The organism is Mycobacterium sp. PDNC021, assembly GCF_048282635.1.
In the GTDB taxonomy this organism is placed as follows: Bacteria; Actinomycetota; Actinomycetes; order Mycobacteriales; family Mycobacteriaceae; genus Mycobacterium; species Mycobacterium llatzerense.
Genome location: NZ_CP182502.1, coordinates 393,564 through 409,537 on the forward strand (window position 1 = coordinate 393,564; position 15,974 = coordinate 409,537).

Consider the following 15,974-nt stretch of genomic DNA (forward strand, 5'->3'; position numbering starts at 1 on the left):
TATCGGCGTGCGGCGAGGAGATCACATGAGCCCGACGATCTGTCTGAACATGATCGTGAAGGACGAGCGACATGTCATCGGTCGTTGTCTGGAATCGGTGAAAGGACTGATCGACCGCTGGGTGATTGTCGATACCGGATCCAGTGACGGAACACCCGACCTCATCAGACAATTACTGGCCGACATCCCGGGGGAACTGCACCACCGTCCGTGGCAAGACTTCGGCACCAACCGCTCTGAAGCGCTCGAACTGGCCCGTGGCAGAGCGGATTTCATGCTCATCATCGATGCCGACGAGCAGCTGGTGGTGCCGGACGGATTCCAATGGCCCGCCCTCGATCTGGATTACTACGATGTACTGCACGCCAATGGAATCGCCGAGAATGTGTTCTGGCGGAGAAGCCTGCTACGCGACAGTTGTGATTGGCGCTATGTCGGCGTGCTCCACGAGTTCCCGGCGTGCGACGTCGAACGCCCCGGAGGTCGGCTTGACGGCCCGTGCATCGTCGGCTACTTCGACGGCGGACGGAGCCAAGTCAGCCTCCACGAGAAGTACAGCAACGACGCCCGAATACTGGAGCGCGCGTTAGAGGACGACCCTGACAATGACCGCTATGTGTTCTACCTTGCCCAGAGCCATCGCGACGCCGGCCACCTGGAACGGGCGTTGGCCGCGTACGAACACCGGATCACCATGGGCGGATGGGACGAGGAGGTCTGGTATTCCATGTACCAATGCGCCTGCATCGCCGAACGTCTGGAATTCGACGAGTCTGTGGTGATTCATCTGTACATGCGGGCCTACGACTTTCGGCCGACGCGCGCCGAAGCGCTGGGCAACTTGGCGCGCTACCTCCGCGAGCACAACCACATGGCCTCGGCCCGGCTATTCGCGGCCGCAGGTCTGGAGATCGAAAAGCCCACGGATACACTGTTTCTCGATATCGAGTACTACACCTGGCGGTGCCTGGACGAGCTGGCAGTCGCCGACTACTGGCTGGGCAATTATGCGAACAGCGCGGAGGTGTGCCGGGAACTGTTGGAGTGGCCAGAGGTACCGGAAGCCCACAAACCGCGCATCAAGGCCAACCTCGATTTCGCCTTGCAGAAACTGTCATCCGACGCTTCCTATTCCGCAAAGCACGCGCTGTCGAGCGCGCACCAGGCCGGCCACAGACTGCGGAGTAGCCGAGCGGAGTAGCTGACCCGCTGAGGCGGCGGACTGCTCACACCCAGCGCGTCGCCTCGACCTCAGCCGGCAGCGGCGGGTGCAGCGGTACGTCCAGCCCGTCGTAGATGCCCGGCTTCTGGGTGGCGAGCCACTCGATAGCGCCGAGCAGCCGGTTGGCCGCGGTGGTGTTGCCGCCGTCGGCCCGGGTACCGCCAGGGACGTCGGCGCGCACCACGATGGTCAGCTGCGGATCGCCGTCGATGATCACCCGGTGGTCGCCCACGCCCTCGTCGGGCTGCGGCCAGTCCGGCGCGCACCACGGGTCGATGCGGGTGATGTGTTCGATGATCACGCGCTGCACACCCTGCGACCACCCGATGACCTCCAGCCGGAAGGCGCCCTGGGTGCCGGCTTCGAATCGGCCCATGACGTTCTCGACGGCCTCGGTCAGCGGCAGCCGCTCGCAGGTCTCGGTGATGTCGTCGATCTCGATGCCGAGCCCGCGGCCGATGAGCCGGACGTTGCCGCCCCACACCATGGTCGGAATGGTCGGGATCAGCATCAGCGGCGTCTCATCCATCGAGCCACCGAAACCGCAGCGCACCCGCACCGCTTCGGGCTGGTTGTAGGTCGAGTAGTCGAAGATCTCCTGGCACCTGATGGTCTTGATCCGGGTGCACAGGCCCGCTGCCGTCACGGCGAGCGCGTCGTTGCCCCACCCGGGATCGACCCCCGACACCAGCAATGAGGCGTTGCCCGCCTCAGCGGCGTCAGAGAGTCGCTCAACCCACTCGGCCGGCGCCGAGGCCGGGTCGTACAGGGAGTACAGCGACGGCGTCACGACGTGCTTGCCGGCCCGCAGACAGCGCACGATGTCGGCGATGGCCTCCTCCGGGCGGATGTCTCCGGAGGACATATAGGCCACCGCGTCGCAGTCAGCCAGAGCCGCGTCGATGTCGGTGGTGGCGACCTTGCCGGTCAGGGTGTCCAGGTTGGCGAACCTCGCCGCGTCGCGACCGGCCTTGTCCTCGCTCGAGGTGATGACCGACGCCAGCTCGAGCCCAGGGAACGCCACCGCCGATCGGATCGCCGTGGCCCCCATATTTCCTGTTCCCCACACCACAATTCGACGCATTTGTGCACCGTACTTCACCCCCGAGTGACGATCCTCACACCCTCCGAAAAACGCAGGTCGCGGTGTTTTTGACGGTCGGGATGGGGCTCCGATCAACTACTGGGTTGGTCCTTGCTCACAAATTGCCCGCAAGTGCTTTGCGAAGAAGTTACCCGGCGGTATAGTTAAGCGCAGTTACTGGTGGGTAACTTAGCCCTGAGTACCCAACCGACAGTTCCATCTCATCGAGGAGAAATCGTGGGCCACTACAAGAGCAACGTCCGTGACCAGGTGTTCAACCTGTTCGAGGTCTTCGGCGTAGACAAGGCGATGGGTGACGGCAAGTTCGCCGACCTGGATGCCGACACCGCCGGGGAAATGCTCAACGAGATCGCGCGCCTCGCAGAGGGCCCGATCGCCGATTCGTTCGCCGACGGCGACCGCAACCCGCCGGTCTTCGACCCCGCGACCCACACCGTCACCCTGCCCGCGCCCTTCAAGAAGTCGATGCGCGCACTGCTCGACGGCGGCTGGGACAAGGTCGGTCTGAAGGAAGAGCTCGGCGGCATGCCGATGCCCCGCGCACTGCAGTGGGCGCTCATCGAGCACGTCCTCGGCGCCAACCCGGCCGCCTACATGTACGCCATGGGCTCGGGCATGTGCGAAATCTTCTACAACAACGGCACCGACGAGCAGAAGAAGTGGGCTGTCCTCGCTGCCGAGCGCGGCTGGGGCGCCACCATGGTGCTGACCGAGCCCGACGCCGGCTCTGACGTTGGCGCCGGCCGCACCAAGGCTGTCCAGCAGGCCGACGGCACCTGGCACATCGACGGTGTGAAGCGATTCATCACCTCGGCCGACTCGGACGACCTGTTCGAAAACATCATGCACCTGGTGCTGGCCCGCCCCGAGGGCGCCGGACCGGGCACCAAGGGTCTGTCGCTGTTCTTCGTGCCGAAGTTCCACTTCGACCCCGAGACCGGTGAGCCCGGCGAGCGCAACGGCGCCTTCGTCACCAACGTCGAGCACAAGATGGGTCTGAAGGTTTCGGCCACCTGTGAGCTGACGCTCGGCCAGCACGGCACCCCCGCCGTCGGTTGGCTCGTCGGTGAGGTGCACAACGGCATTGCGCAGATGTTCGACGTCATCGAGCAGGCCCGCATGATGGTCGGCACCAAGGCCATCGCGACCCTGTCGACCGGCTACCTGAACGCTCTCGAGTACGCCAAGACCCGCATCCAGGGCGCCGACCTGACCCAGATGATGGACAAGACGGCTCCGCGCGTCTCGATCATGCACCACCCGGACGTTCGCCGGGCGCTGCTGACCCAGAAGTCCTACGCCGAGGGCCTGCGCGCCGTGTACCTGTACACCGCGTCGTTCCAGGACCCCGAGGTCGCCAAGGCGGTCCACGGTGTGGACGCCGAGCTGGCCTTCAAGGTCAACGACTTGATGCTCCCGATCGTCAAGGGCGTTGGTTCGGAGCGGGCCTACGAGAAGCTGACCGAGTCGCTGCAGACCTTCGGTGGTTCCGGCTTCCTGCAGGACTACCCGGTCGAGCAGTACATCCGTGACGCCAAGATCGACTCGCTGTACGAAGGCACCACCGCCATCCAGGCGCAGGACTTCTTCTTCCGCAAGATCATCCGCGACAAGGGCCAGGCCCTGGCATTCGTCGCCGGCGAGATCGAGTCGCTGATCAAGAACCAGGACGGCAACGGCCGTCTGAAGGCCGAGCGCGAGCTGCTGGCCACCGCCTTGGGCGACGTCCAGGGCATGGCCGCCACCCTGACCGGCTACCTGATGGCCGCTCAGGAAGACCCGAAGGCCATCTACAAGGTTGGTCTGGGCTCGGTCCGCTTCCTGCTCTCGGTCGGCGACCTGGTCATCGGCTGGCTGCTGCTCAAGCAGGCTGCTGTCGCCATCAAGGCCCTGGACAACGGCGCCACCGGCGAGGACCGCGCGTTCTACGAGGGCAAGATCGCGTCCGCATCGTTCTTCGCCAAGAACATGCTGCCGCTGCTCACCAGCGTCCGCACCGTCGTCGAGTCCATCGACAACGAGACCATGGAGCTGGACGAAGCGTCCTTCTGATCCGTGTCAAAGTGAACGGCCCCCGCTCCGGCGGGGGCCGTTTTCTTTTGCGTTGATTCCGCGCTGAGGGCGCATTTGTGCGAGTAGCGGTGTGCGTGGACGCAGGGTCAACGGCTAATCGGGCAGGCGCTGGCTGATCTCGAAGGCCAGGCACAGCTCGGCGACGTCGCGGGGGCGGGACAGGGACCGTCCCGTCCGCTCCTCGATGCGGTGCAGCCGGTGCCGAATGGTGTTGGGGTGACAGAAGATTGCCGCCGCGGCCTCGTTGGCCGAGCCGCCCGCGTCGAGCCAGGCCTGAAACGTCTGGGAGAGGACGGCCCGTTCCTCCGCCGGCAGCTCGCGGAGCCCACCCAAGACCGACTCTTCGATGCGGTTCATCACCTCCGGCGCGCTGACGGCGGCGAACGCCAGCGGGGCGTCGTCGAACGCACTCACCCAACCGTCGCGCCCCGGCTTGCCCGTCACCGCCAGCCGGGCCAGCCGCAGGCCCTCGCCGGTCGCCGCCAGACTCGTGAACGCCGGGCTCAAGCCGACCCGCGCCGTCGCGATCTTGCGCAGCACCTCGACCAGCACGCCGTACGTCGCGTCCTGCCGCAGGTGCACGACACCGACCTGCAGGTCGGGCAGCAGGCGCCAGGCGGACCGGATATCGCGGGCCGCGAGCTTGCTCGCGATCTCGGGCAACCCCAGCTTGCCGATCGCCGGAATCTCCGCTGCCGCAACCACATACGGGCCCGTTGTCGGGAGGCCCAGCAGATCGGCTGCCTCCCAAAGGCTTTGGTTGTCGGTGATGCGGCCGAGCAGCACCGCCTCCACCAGAGCCGAACGCTCCTCTTCCAGGTCCACGATCTGGCTGGTGAGCTGTTCCCGGTAGGCGCCGGTCATCGCTTGAGTGAACTCGTCCTGGCTGAGGAAGATGCGCGCGCTGGCCTCCAGGATGGACTCGGTCGGAATGCCCGCCTCCCGTGCGGCAGCGACACTGCTCTCCCACATGTACCGGAAACCGATGCGGTAGGCCGTCATCACCGCCGCCAACGGAATGCCCTCGACAGCCCGCTGCCGGCCGGTCGCTTCCGCCGGCGACAGGTCCGCCTCGCCGTCATTACAGAGCGTGTGGAACACGAAAGTCATGTTGGCGACACAACTTTCGCGCACATTGTCGCGGGCTGACGGCGTCGCCCGGTAGCCGTCGATCCGGCTGTAGATGCGGTCGGCCAGTTGCTCACCGAGAGCCTCCACCCGAGTGAGCATGATCCGGCTGAGTTCCAGCATGTCCTCGTCGACCCCGGCCCGCATCAGCCCACCTTAGTGCCGATTGTGGGCGATCACATTTGGCGGTGGCCACTGTTGTTCCCGCCACCATCGCTTCCGGGGCCGCACGGAATCACGCTTGAATACATGACCAACCTGAGCCAGAACCTCGTCGCGAGCCGGACCCGCCGCCCCGATCACGTCGCCCTCCGCTGCGACGACCAGACCTACACGTACGCCCAGTTCGACAACGCCGCCGCCCGCGTCGCCACGCTGCTGCAGCAGGCCGGCATCGAGCCCGGCGACCGCGTCGGCGTCATGCTGCCGAACGGTCCGGCCTTCGCCGCCGCGTTCTACGGAATCCTCTACGCCGGTGCCGTCGCGGTGCCGATGAATCCGCTGCTCAAGGCCCCCGAGATCGCGTTCTACCTGTCCAACACGACAGCCAAGGCGCTGTTCGCCCCGCCCGCCTTCGCCGACGAAGCACAGGCGGGTGCCGAATCGGCGGGCGCGGGCTGCTGGGTGGTCGACGACGCCGGGTTGGCGGCGCTGATCGCGGACCTGCCCGCACAAGCCGCGCCGGTCGAGCGCGCCGACGACGACACCGCCGTCGTCCTGCACACGTCCGGCACGACGGGCAAGCCGAAGGGCGCAGAGCTCACCCACGGAGGCCTGGGCCGCAACGCCGACGTCTGCGTGCGGACCCTCCTCAACATCGGGCCCGACGACGTGGTGATGGGCTGCCTGCCGCTGTTCCACGTATTCGGCCTGACGTGCGGCCTGAACTCGGCCGTCCTGGCCGGGGCCACCCTGAGCCTGCTGCCGCGCTTCGATCCGGCCAAGGCGCTGGAGCTGGTCGAGCGCGACGGCGTCACCATCTTCGAGGGCGTGCCGACGATGTACTCGGCGCTGCTGGGTACAGCCGGTGCGGCGTCGACAGCCACGCTGCGGGTGGCGGTCTCCGGCGGCGCGGCGATTCCGGTCCAGGTGCTGCAGGACTTCGAGAAGACCTTCGACTGCCCGGTGCTGGAGGGCTACGGCCTGTCCGAGACCTCGCCGGTGGCGGCGTTCAACCACCCGGACCGCCCGCGCAAGCCCGGCTCGATCGGTATACCGGTCGAGGGCGTCGAGATGCGGGTCGTCGACAACGACGGCGTCGAGGTGGCGCAGGGCGAGCCCGGCGAAATCCAGATCCGCGGCCACAACGTGATGAAGGGCTACTGGAACCTGCCCGAGGCCACGGCAGAAGCGATCAACGCGGACGGCTGGTTCGCCACCGGTGACATCGCCCGGACCGACGAGGACGGCTACTACTACATCGTCGACCGCAAGAAGGCGCTCATCATCCGCGGCGGTTTCAACGTCTACCCCCGCGAGATCGAGGAGGTGCTCTACACGCACCCCGCGGTCGCTGAGGCGGCCGTGGTGGGCATCCCGCACGACTCGCTCGGCGAGGAGGTCGGCGCCGCCGTCAGCCTCAAGCCCGGTATCGAAGTCGCCGCCGCCGAACTCCGTGAGTTCGTCAAGAGCCAGGTGGCCGCCTACAAGTACCCGCGACGCATCTGGTTCCTCGACGACCTGCCCAAGGGCCCGACAGGGAAGCTGCTCCGTCGCGAAATCACCATCCCGACAACGGAAAGCGACAACTGACATGGCCATGACACCACCCGATGAACTAGCTGCCCCACTCGACCTGCTGCTGACCAGCGCCACCAAGCCCTTCGCGCGCCGGATGATGCCCGACCAGGCCTGGGCCCGGATGGCCGTCAGTCTGGCCAAGCAGCCCGGCACGGTGCTCGACCGCGGCAAGGAACTGGCACGTGAGCTCGGCAGCATCGCCAGCGGCGACTGCGACCGAGCCCCGCTGCGTGCCGACAAGCGATTCAGCGACCCTGCGTGGCAACAGAATCCGGTGCTGCACCGCATCATGCAGGGTTACCTGGCCGCGTCGGACACCGCCGAGAAGCTGTTCTCCGACGCCGACCTGGACTGGCGCGACGAAGCCCGGATGCGGTTCGTGTTCGACAACGCCATCGAAGGCCTGGCGCCCACCAACAACCCGTTGATCAGCCCGCTGGGCTGGAAAGCAATGATCGACACCGGCGGGCTCAGTGCGGTCCGCGGCCTGAAAGCCTTTGCCCGCGACATCATGTCGTCACCACGGGTGCCGGCCATGGTCGAGCCGGACGCCTACACCGTGGGAGAGACGGTGGCCGTGACCAAAGGTGCGGTGGTGCTGCAGACCCGGATGTTCGAGCTGATCCAGTACGCACCCCAGACCCCGACGGTCCACGCGGTGCCGTTGCTGATGGTGCCGCCGGTGATCAACAAGTACTACATCATCGACATCGCGCCCGGACGCAGCATGATCGAATACTTCGTGCAGCAGGGTCAGCAGGTGTTCGCCATCTCGTGGCGCAATCCGCAAGCCCGGCACAAGGATTGGGACATCAACGCCTACGGCGCGGCTATCATCGAGGCCATCGACGCGGTGCGGACCATCACCGGCGCGGCCGGCACCCACCTGATGGCGAGCTGCTCCGGCGGCATCGTTACCGCCATGACCGCAGCCCACCTGGCCGAGACCGGCGACGGCGACAAGGTCGCGAGCCTCACCCTCGCGGTGACGGTGCTGGATCAGGATCGGGCCGGATTCGCCTCTGCCGCAATGAGTGACCGCGCCGCCCAGGCCGCAATCGCCACCTCGGCCCGCAAGGGCTACCTGGACGGCAAGGCCATGGCCGAGATGTTCGCCTGGCTGCGGCCGACCGACCTGGTGTGGCGGTACTGGGTGAACAACTACGTGCAGGGCCGCAGCCCGGCAGCGTTCGACGTGCTGTTCTGGAACGCCGACACCACCCGCATGGCGGCGGCGCTGCACCGCGACATGGTGCTGATGGGCCTGAACAATTCGCTGGTCACCCCGGGCGCGATCAGCATGCTCGGCACGCCCGTCGACCTGTCGAAGATCACCTGCGACGCGTACGTCATCGGCGGCATCGCCGACCACATCTCACCGTGGCAGGCGACCTACCGCAGCGCGAAGTTGTTGGGCAGCAAAGACAACCGCTACGTGCTGTCCACCAGTGGCCACATCGCCGCGCTGGTCAACCCGCCGGGCAACCCGAAGGCGTCGTACCGGATTGCCCAGGTGCAGGACGGGACGCCCGAGGAATGGCTGGCCGAGGCCGAAAAGTCCAGTGACTCTTGGTGGCCCGACTACGTCGCATGGCTGGCCGAGCGCAGCGGCGACGATGTCGACGCACCGACGACGCTGGGCGCCGAGGGCTTCGTCGCCACCGGTCCGGCGCCCGGCACGTACGTGCTGCAGAAATGACCACGACGGAGCGGTATGTGTCGGTCGGGGGCCAGCGGCTGCGGGTCCGGGTCGACCGAGGCACTGACCCCAACGCGGTTCCACTGGTGCTGTGCAACGGCATCGGCGCCAGCCTCGAAGTGCTCGATCCCTTCGTCGAGCACCTCCCGGGCACCACGGTGATCCGGTTCGACGTGCCCGGGACCGGTGGGTCACCGACGTCGTTCGCGCCCTACGGCTTTCCCTACCTGGCCTGGGTACTGGGCCGCATGCTCAACAAGCTGGGGTTCACGGTCGTCGACGTCCTCGGCCTGTCCTGGGGCGGGGCGCTGGCCCAGCAGTTCGCGTTCCAGAACCCGAGGCGCTGCCGGCGGCTGGTGTTGGTGGCGACCGGAACAGGCGCCGTGATGATCCCCGGACACCCGAGGGTCCTGGCGAAAATGGTCACGCCGAAACGGTTCTCGAATGCCGGGTATGCGGCCTCGATCGCCGGGGAACTCTATGGCGGCACCGTCCGCCAGCACGGCGACGACATCGCCAAGCTGTTCCTGCAGCAGCTGCATGCCGGTTCGAAGATCGGTTACCTGCACCAGTTGTTGGCCGGCGCGGTGTGGACGAGCATCCACGCACTGCCCGCGGTCCGTCAGGAAACCCTGATCGTGGCCGGCACCGACGACCCGATCATCCCGGTGGCCAACGCGCGGATCATGAATTTCCTGATGCCGCACTCGCAGCTGCATCTGCATTCCGGCGGGCACGTCGATCTCATCACCAATGCGACCGAGTTGGCGCCGGTGATCGCCACGTTCCTCAACGAGCCTGGAGAGCGGGCGTAACTGTTGAACGGCCACCTATGACACGCATTTCACGGAAATCCGTGCGATAGGTGGCCACTCGGCGTCAGACGAAGGTACCGACCAGGTGGCCGACGGCATAGGTGGCGCCCAGGGCCAGGGCCCCGCCTATCACGTTGCGGGCCACGGCCTTTCCGACGGGCGCGCCACCGAGCCGAGCTGACACCACACCGGTGATCGCCAACGCCAGCAGCACCGCGAACATCGTCACCGGCACGCGGAGCGTCGTCGGGGGCAGCAGGATCGCGATCAGGGGCAACAACGCTCCGACGGTGAACGACACCGCCGATGAGAACGCAGCCGCCCACGGGTTTGCCAAATCGCCTGGCGTGATGCCCAATTCGACGGCCGCATGCGCCGCGAACGCATTGTGGTCGGTGAGTTCCTCGGCCGCGGTGCGGGCCGTCGACACCGACAGTCCCCGGCCTTCCAACAGGCCGGCCAGCTCGTCCAGTTCGGCGACCGGGTCTTCCTTGAGCTCGCGCCGCTCCTTGGCCAGCAGGGCCTGTTCGGTGTCACGCTGGGAGCTCACCGACACGTACTCGCCCAACGCCATCGACACCGCGCCGGCCACCAACCCGGCCATGCCGGCGGTGAAGATCGGTCCGCGCTCCGCCGTTGCGGCCGCGACGCCGACGACGATGCCGGCGGTCGACACGATGCCGTCGTTGGCGCCGAGCACGCCGGCACGCAACCAGTTCAGTTTCGACGCAACCGAACCCGCATGAGGTTCGGCGTCGTGCGACGAGATCGCCATTCCTGCAACGCTATGCGGGCCGGCGACGATCCGCCAGCCAGAGAAGCCTTGCCAAACCTGGTCAGGATTCCAGTTTTTTGAGCACCGCGCGGGTGCGGGCCCGGCCCTCGGCGGACGGATCGAACGTCACGCCGACGTATTCGTCGACACCGGCGGCCTCGAGTTCGGCGAGCCGATCGCGCACCGTCTGCTCGTCGCCGATGATCGCGATGTCCTCAGGACCGGCATAGCCCTCGCGGTCGAGCATGGCTCGGTACGACGGCAGGTGCCCGTAGATCGCGAACTGCTCGGCGGCCTGCTTGCGGGCGCCGTCGACATCGTCGGTCACGGATACCGGGATGGCGGCGACCACTCGGACGGCGTCAGCGCGGCCGGCGTCCGCAGCCGCCTGACGCAAGGTCGGACCGACATGTCCGGCAAGGGTTTTCGGCCCCGTCATCCAGGTGACGGTGCCCGCCGAACGTCGTCCGGCGATCTGCAGCAGCTTCGGCCCGAGCGCGGCGATGTACACCGGCGGCGTCGGCGCCCCGGGGATCATCAGCGCACCACGGGTGGTGACGGTCTCGCCGGTGGCGCCGGCCTTCTCGCCGTTCAGTAGCGGCAGCAGTCCGTCGAGGTATTCGTTGAGTCGGCGCACCGGCTTGTCCCACGGGATGCCCCACATGCCTTCGGTGACGGCCTGGTGCGTCATCCCGAGCCCGAGCAGCAGCCGTCCGCCCGACATCTGACTGATGGTCAGCGCACGCTGCGCCAGCAGCATCGGATGCTGATTCTGGATGGGCAGCACGCCGGTGCCGACCTCGATGCCGTCGACCTCGCGGAGCCCGACCGCCAGCACCGTGAGAAGGTCTGGCTCATAAGGCATCTGGGCGAACCAGGCCCGGCGAAAACCCTCGTCGCGCAGCTGATTCAGGTACGCGACGGTGTCATCGACGGGAGATTTGAGACCACTCAACGAACCGAAAATGCTGATCTGCACGGGATGCTCCTTGAGTCCGGGTTACGTCACCTGTGAGTATCGAACCATGAGCACCGATGCACCAGAGACTGCCCGACTGCAATATTTCGGACCCAACTGGTTCGCGTCGGTGATGGGCACGGGCATCGTCGCCACCGCAGCGGCGTCCCTGCCGGTGCACCTGCCGGGGCTGCGGGGCTTCGCCGAAGGCGTATGGGTGATCGCCACCGCCCTGCTGGTGCTGCTGATCGTCGCGGTGTCGGTGCAGTGGGTGCGCCACCCCAAGGTGGCGCGCGGTCAGGTCCGCAACCCGCAGATGACGCACTTCTACGGCGCGGCACCGATGGCGCTGATGACCGTCGGCCTCGGCGCGCTGCTGCTCGGGAAAGACCTGATCGGCACGCGCCTGGCCGTCGACCTCGACTGGATCCTGTGGACCGCCGGCACCATCGGCGGCCTGTTCACCGCGATGACCATCCCGTTCCTGATGTTCACGCAGCTGGAAGTCGGGCCGGACGCCGCGTTCGGTGGCTGGCTGATGCCCGTCGTGCCCCCGATGGTGTCGGCGGCGTCCGGCGCCCTGCTGCTGCAGCATCTGCCACCGGGCACGGCCCGCACCACAATGTTCTACGGCTGCTTCGCGATGTTCGGGCTGTCGCTGGTCGCGGCGCTGATCATCATCACGATGATCTGGAGCCGGCTGGCGCACTACGGCACCTCGGGATCGGCGCGGGTCCCTACGTTGTGGATCGTGCTGGGTCCGCTGGGGCAGGGCATCACCGCCGCGGGACTGCTGGGAACAGCGGCGACCTTGGCCGTCAGCCCAGAGCTGGCGTCGGGCATGAACATCTTCGCGGTGCTGTTCGGCGTTCCGGTGTGGGGTTTCGCGGTGCTGTGGATCAGCCTGGCCGGCGCCCTGACGGTGCGGACCATGCGGCGCGGCATGCCCTTCGCACTGACCTGGTGGAGCCTGACGTTCCCCGTCGGCACGTTCGTCACCGGCACGTCGCAACTCGCCGCACACACCGGCCTGCCGGCGTTCCGGGTCGCCGCAGTCCTGGCGTACGCCTTCCTGCTGTGCACCTGGGGGCTGGTCGCGGTGCGGACGCTGCGTGGCAGCCTCGGAGGCAGCCTGTTCACCCCGCCGCCTGCTCCGGCCGCCATTCACAAGGACCCGAAATGATCGACATTGCTCGGGTGTACGACCCGGTTGATCCGGCCCAGCCGCCCCGGGTGACCGTGGACCGGTTGTGGCCCAGGGGAATTCACAAGGATGACCCGAGGGTCGGCACCTGGATGCCGCACGTCGCGCCGTCGAATGAGCTGCGCAAGTGGTACCACGCGCATCTGGATCAGTACGAGGATTTCGCGGCCCGCTACCGGGAGGAACTGGCTGACTCGGACGAGTTGGCGAAGCTCCGGGCAATGGGCCCGGTGACGCTGACCACCTCGGCCAAGGACATCGCCATCAGCCACGTGCCGGTGTTGGCGGCGCTGCTCCAAGGATTTGTGCACGAAAATCCGCGGGTGGCGCGGAAAATCGTGCACAAATCACCCGGGAAATGAGAGTGCCCCGTGTCTCCGTCAGGTCGGGGGTCAGACGGAAACACGAGGCACTTGGGGTATCGCCGAGGCTTCGCGAGGCGTTACACGCCCCGAGAATTACGCCTCGAGAATCGCGGTGACGCCCTGTCCACCTGCGGCGCAGATGGAAACCAGGCCACGAACCGGCTTGCCGGTCTCCTTCTTCTTCTCTGCGAGTTGCTTGGCCAGCTGGGCCACGATGCGGCCGCCGGTCGCGGCGAACGGGTGACCCGCGGCCAGCGACGAGCCGTTGACGTTGAGCTTGGACCGGTCGATGGCACCCAACGGAGCGTCCAGGCCCAGGCGGCCCTTGCAGTAGTCCGGCGACTCCCAGGCCGCGAGCGTGGCCAGCACCACGGAGGCGAAGGCCTCGTGGATCTCGTAGAAGTCGAAGTCCTGCAGCGTCAGGCCGTTGCGGGCCAGGAGGCGCGGCACGGCGTAGGTCGGGGCCATGAGCAGGCCGTCCTTGCCGTTGACGTAGTCGACGGCGGCGGTCTCGGAGTCGACGAAGTAAGCCAGCACCGGGATGTTGTGCTCGGCGGCCCACTCATCGGTGGACAGCAGCGCCACCGAGGCACCGTCGGTCAGCGGGGTCGAGTTGCCGGCAGTCATGGTGGCGTCGCCCAGCTTCACGCCGAAGACTGGCTTGAGCTTGGCCAGCTTCTCGGTCGACGAGTCGGCACGCAGGTTGTTGTCGCGGTACAGGCCCAAGAACGGGCTGACCAGGTCGTCGAAGAAGCCGCGGTCGTAGGCGGCGGCCATGTTCTGGTGGCTGGCAGCGGCCAGGGCGTCCTGGTCGGTGCGCTTGACGCCCATTTCCTTGGCGGTCATGGCGGCGTGCTCGCCCATCGACAGCCCGGTGCGGGCCTCGCTGTTGACCGGAATCTCGACGCCGACAGCCGACGGCAGCTTGCCGACGAGCTTGAGGCGGTCAACGTTCGACTTGGCTCGGCGCAGGCTCAGCAGCACGCGACGCAGGTCGTTGCCGAGGGCAATGGGTGCGTCCGAGGCGGTATCCACGCCACCGGCCGCGGCCACCTCGTAGCGGCCGGCCGCGATGCCGTCAGCGGCTGCGATGGCCGACTGCAGACCAGTGCCGCAGGCCTGCTGCAGGTCGAACGCCGGGGTGTACGGCGACAGAGAGGTGCCCAGCACACACTCGCGCATGAGATTGAAATCACGGCTGTGCTTGAGGACGGCGCCGCCGATCACCATGTCGAGCTTCTCGCCCTTGAGGTTGAAGCGGTCGATCAGACCGTCCAGCGCCGCGGTGAACATGTCCTGGTTGGAGGCGTTTGCGTACGCACCGTCGGATCGTGCGAAGGGAATGCGGTTACCACCCAGGACGGCCACGCGGCGGCGGCTGTTGGTCTCGGCCACGGTATTTCTCCAGTTCGTTGAGTTGGATGACTGAGGCAAGATGTTGCTTGACGCCCATATTACCCACCGTTCTTACTCTGGAGTAAGTTCGTCTGTGACAAGACGCTTCCGTCTCTGGCAAATACGTCCGCAGAAAGGCTTGCAATGGCTGACGTCCTCTCCCAAGTCCTCACCTCCGGCCCGGGGTCCTTCCTGGCCAAGCAACTCGGCGTGCCGCAGCCCCAGCCGCTGCGCCGCTACCGGGCAGGCGAGCCCGCCCTGGCCGGTCCGCTGCTGATCGGCGGCGAAGGCCGCGTCGCCGAGCCGCTGCGCGCGGCTCTGGCCGACGACTACGACCTGGTCGGCAACAACGTGGGCGGCCGCTGGGCCGACTCGTTCGGTGGTCTGCTGTTCGACGCCACCGGCATCACCAAGCCCGAGCAGCTCAAGCAGCTCCACGAGTTCTTCACCCCGGTGCTGCGCAACCTGGCCGCCAACAGCCGCGTCGTCGTCGTCGGCACCACGCCCGATGAGACCGACAGCATCGACGAGCGCATCGCCCAGCGCGCCCTCGAAGGCTTCACCCGCTCGCTCGGCAAGGAGCTGCAGCGCGGCGCCACCATCGGCCTGGTCTACCTGTCGGCGGGCGCCTCGCCGGCCGCCTCCGGCATCGAGTCGACCGTCCGCTTCCTGCTGTCGGGCAAGTCGGCCTACGTCGACGGCCAGGTGTTCTACGTCGGCGCCGCCGACTCCGTCGCCCCGGCCGACTGGGACAAGCCGCTGGCCGGCAAGGTCGCGCTGGTGACCGGTGCCGCCCGCGGCATCGGTGCCGAGATCGCCCGGGTGTTCGCACGCGACGGCGCTGCCGTCGTCGCCATCGACGTGCCACAGGCGGCCGACGCGCTCGCCGAGACCGCCGCCGCAGTCGGTGGCACCGCGTTGGCCCTGGACGTGACGGCCGACGACGCCGTCGAAAAAATTGTTGCGCACCTGACCGAGCACCACGGAGGCAAGGCCGACGTGCTCGTCAACAACGCCGGCATCACCCGCGACAAGCTGCTCGCCAACATGGACGACGCCCGCTGGGACTCGGTCATCGCCGTGAACCTGCTTGCGCCGCAACGCCTTGCGCAGGGCCTGGTGGAGAACGGCGCCATCGGTGATGGCGGCCGGATTGTCGGCCTGTCGTCGATGGCCGGTATCGCCGGCAACCGCGGCCAGACCAACTACGCCGCCACCAAGGCCGGCATGATCGGCATGACCGACGCGTATGCAGAGGTGTTCGGCGAGAAGGGCGTCACCATCAACGCCGTCGCACCGGGCTTCATCGAGACCAAGATGACCGACGCCATCCCGCTGGCCACCCGCGAGGTCGGCCGTCGCCTCAACTCGCTGTTCCAGGGCGGCCTGCCAGTGGACGTCGCCGAGCTGATCGCGTACTTCGCCAGCCCTGCATCGAATGCCGTGACCGGCAACACGATTCGGGTATGCGGCCAGGCTCTGTTGGGGGCCTGAC

Annotated in this window: 13 protein-coding genes; 8 read left to right on the plus strand and 5 right to left on the minus strand. The window is 67.1% G+C overall.

Going from position 1 to position 15,974, the window contains the following annotated elements:
* Positions 1–25 precede the first annotated feature (25 nt).
* Entirely contained in the window at positions 26–1,201 is a 1,176-nt protein-coding gene (locus ACNO8X_RS01825) for a glycosyltransferase (RefSeq protein ID WP_418003911.1), read from the plus strand.
* A 25-nt stretch (positions 1,202–1,226) separates the two neighbouring features.
* On the opposite strand, the gene ACNO8X_RS01830 is transcribed toward ACNO8X_RS01825, so the two are convergent.
* Positions 1,227–2,306, minus strand: coding sequence for a dihydrodipicolinate reductase (locus ACNO8X_RS01830; protein WP_418003912.1), 1,080 nt, complete (start codon positions 2,304–2,306; stop codon positions 1,227–1,229).
* Positions 2,307–2,543: 237 nt separating this feature from the next.
* Between ACNO8X_RS01830 and ACNO8X_RS01835 the strand changes: the two genes are divergently transcribed.
* Positions 2,544–4,379: an acyl-CoA dehydrogenase gene (locus ACNO8X_RS01835; RefSeq protein WP_418003913.1), complete on the plus strand. Its 1,836-nt coding sequence runs from the start codon at positions 2,544–2,546 to the stop codon at positions 4,377–4,379.
* 114 nt (positions 4,380–4,493) lie between these two features.
* Here the strand turns inward: ACNO8X_RS01835 and ACNO8X_RS01840 are convergent, their stop codons facing one another.
* Positions 4,494–5,675, minus strand: coding sequence for a PucR family transcriptional regulator (locus ACNO8X_RS01840; RefSeq protein ID WP_418003914.1), 1,182 nt, complete (start codon positions 5,673–5,675; stop codon positions 4,494–4,496).
* Between the two features lie 102 nt (positions 5,676–5,777).
* Here ACNO8X_RS01840 and ACNO8X_RS01845 point away from each other — a divergent pair, with 102 nt between their 5' ends.
* Genes ACNO8X_RS01845 through phaZ form a run of 3 tightly spaced genes read left to right on the plus strand, consistent with a single transcriptional unit; the run spans position 5,778 to position 9,782 of the window.
* Complete coding sequence (locus ACNO8X_RS01845) at positions 5,778–7,280, plus strand: long-chain-fatty-acid--CoA ligase (protein ID WP_418003915.1); 1,503 nt, start codon at positions 5,778–5,780, stop codon at positions 7,278–7,280.
* 7 nt (positions 7,281–7,287) lie between these two features.
* The gene (locus ACNO8X_RS01850) at positions 7,288–8,967 is read left to right on the plus strand and encodes a PHA/PHB synthase family protein (RefSeq protein WP_418003916.1); all 1,680 of its coding nucleotides are present in this window, start codon (positions 7,288–7,290) and stop codon (positions 8,965–8,967) included.
* Positions 8,964–9,782 carry a poly(3-hydroxyalkanoate) depolymerase gene (phaZ, locus tag ACNO8X_RS01855; RefSeq protein ID WP_418003917.1) on the plus strand — a complete coding sequence of 273 codons (819 nt, stop codon included), beginning with the start codon at positions 8,964–8,966 and terminating at the stop codon, positions 9,780–9,782. The genes ACNO8X_RS01850 and phaZ overlap by 4 nt, the downstream gene beginning before the upstream one ends.
* Positions 9,783–9,846: 64 nt before the next feature.
* On the opposite strand, the gene ACNO8X_RS01860 is transcribed toward phaZ, so the two are convergent.
* The gene (locus ACNO8X_RS01860) at positions 9,847–10,557 is read right to left on the minus strand and encodes a VIT1/CCC1 transporter family protein (RefSeq protein WP_418003918.1); all 711 of its coding nucleotides are present in this window, start codon (positions 10,555–10,557) and stop codon (positions 9,847–9,849) included.
* A 61-nt stretch (positions 10,558–10,618) separates the two neighbouring features.
* Positions 10,619–11,536 carry a TIGR03564 family F420-dependent LLM class oxidoreductase gene (locus ACNO8X_RS01865; protein WP_418003919.1) on the minus strand — a complete coding sequence of 306 codons (918 nt, stop codon included), beginning with the start codon at positions 11,534–11,536 and terminating at the stop codon, positions 10,619–10,621.
* Positions 11,537–11,582: 46 nt separating this feature from the next.
* Between ACNO8X_RS01865 and ACNO8X_RS01870 the strand changes: the two genes are divergently transcribed.
* Positions 11,583–12,698: a TDT family transporter gene (locus ACNO8X_RS01870; RefSeq protein WP_418003920.1), complete on the plus strand. Its 1,116-nt coding sequence runs from the start codon at positions 11,583–11,585 to the stop codon at positions 12,696–12,698.
* Positions 12,695–13,081 carry a DUF488 domain-containing protein gene (locus ACNO8X_RS01875; protein WP_418003921.1) on the plus strand — a complete coding sequence of 129 codons (387 nt, stop codon included), beginning with the start codon at positions 12,695–12,697 and terminating at the stop codon, positions 13,079–13,081. The genes ACNO8X_RS01870 and ACNO8X_RS01875 overlap by 4 nt, the downstream gene beginning before the upstream one ends.
* Before the next feature lie 96 nt (positions 13,082–13,177).
* On the opposite strand, the gene ACNO8X_RS01880 is transcribed toward ACNO8X_RS01875, so the two are convergent.
* Positions 13,178–14,479, minus strand: a complete 1,302-nt coding sequence (locus tag ACNO8X_RS01880) for an acetyl-CoA C-acetyltransferase (protein ID WP_418003922.1) — start codon at positions 14,477–14,479, stop codon at positions 13,178–13,180.
* Between the two features lie 144 nt (positions 14,480–14,623).
* On the opposite strand from ACNO8X_RS01880, the gene ACNO8X_RS01885 reads away from it, so the two are divergent.
* Positions 14,624–15,973 carry a 3-oxoacyl-ACP reductase gene (locus ACNO8X_RS01885; protein ID WP_418003923.1) on the plus strand — a complete coding sequence of 450 codons (1,350 nt, stop codon included), beginning with the start codon at positions 14,624–14,626 and terminating at the stop codon, positions 15,971–15,973.
* Position 15,974 lies beyond the last annotated feature (1 nt).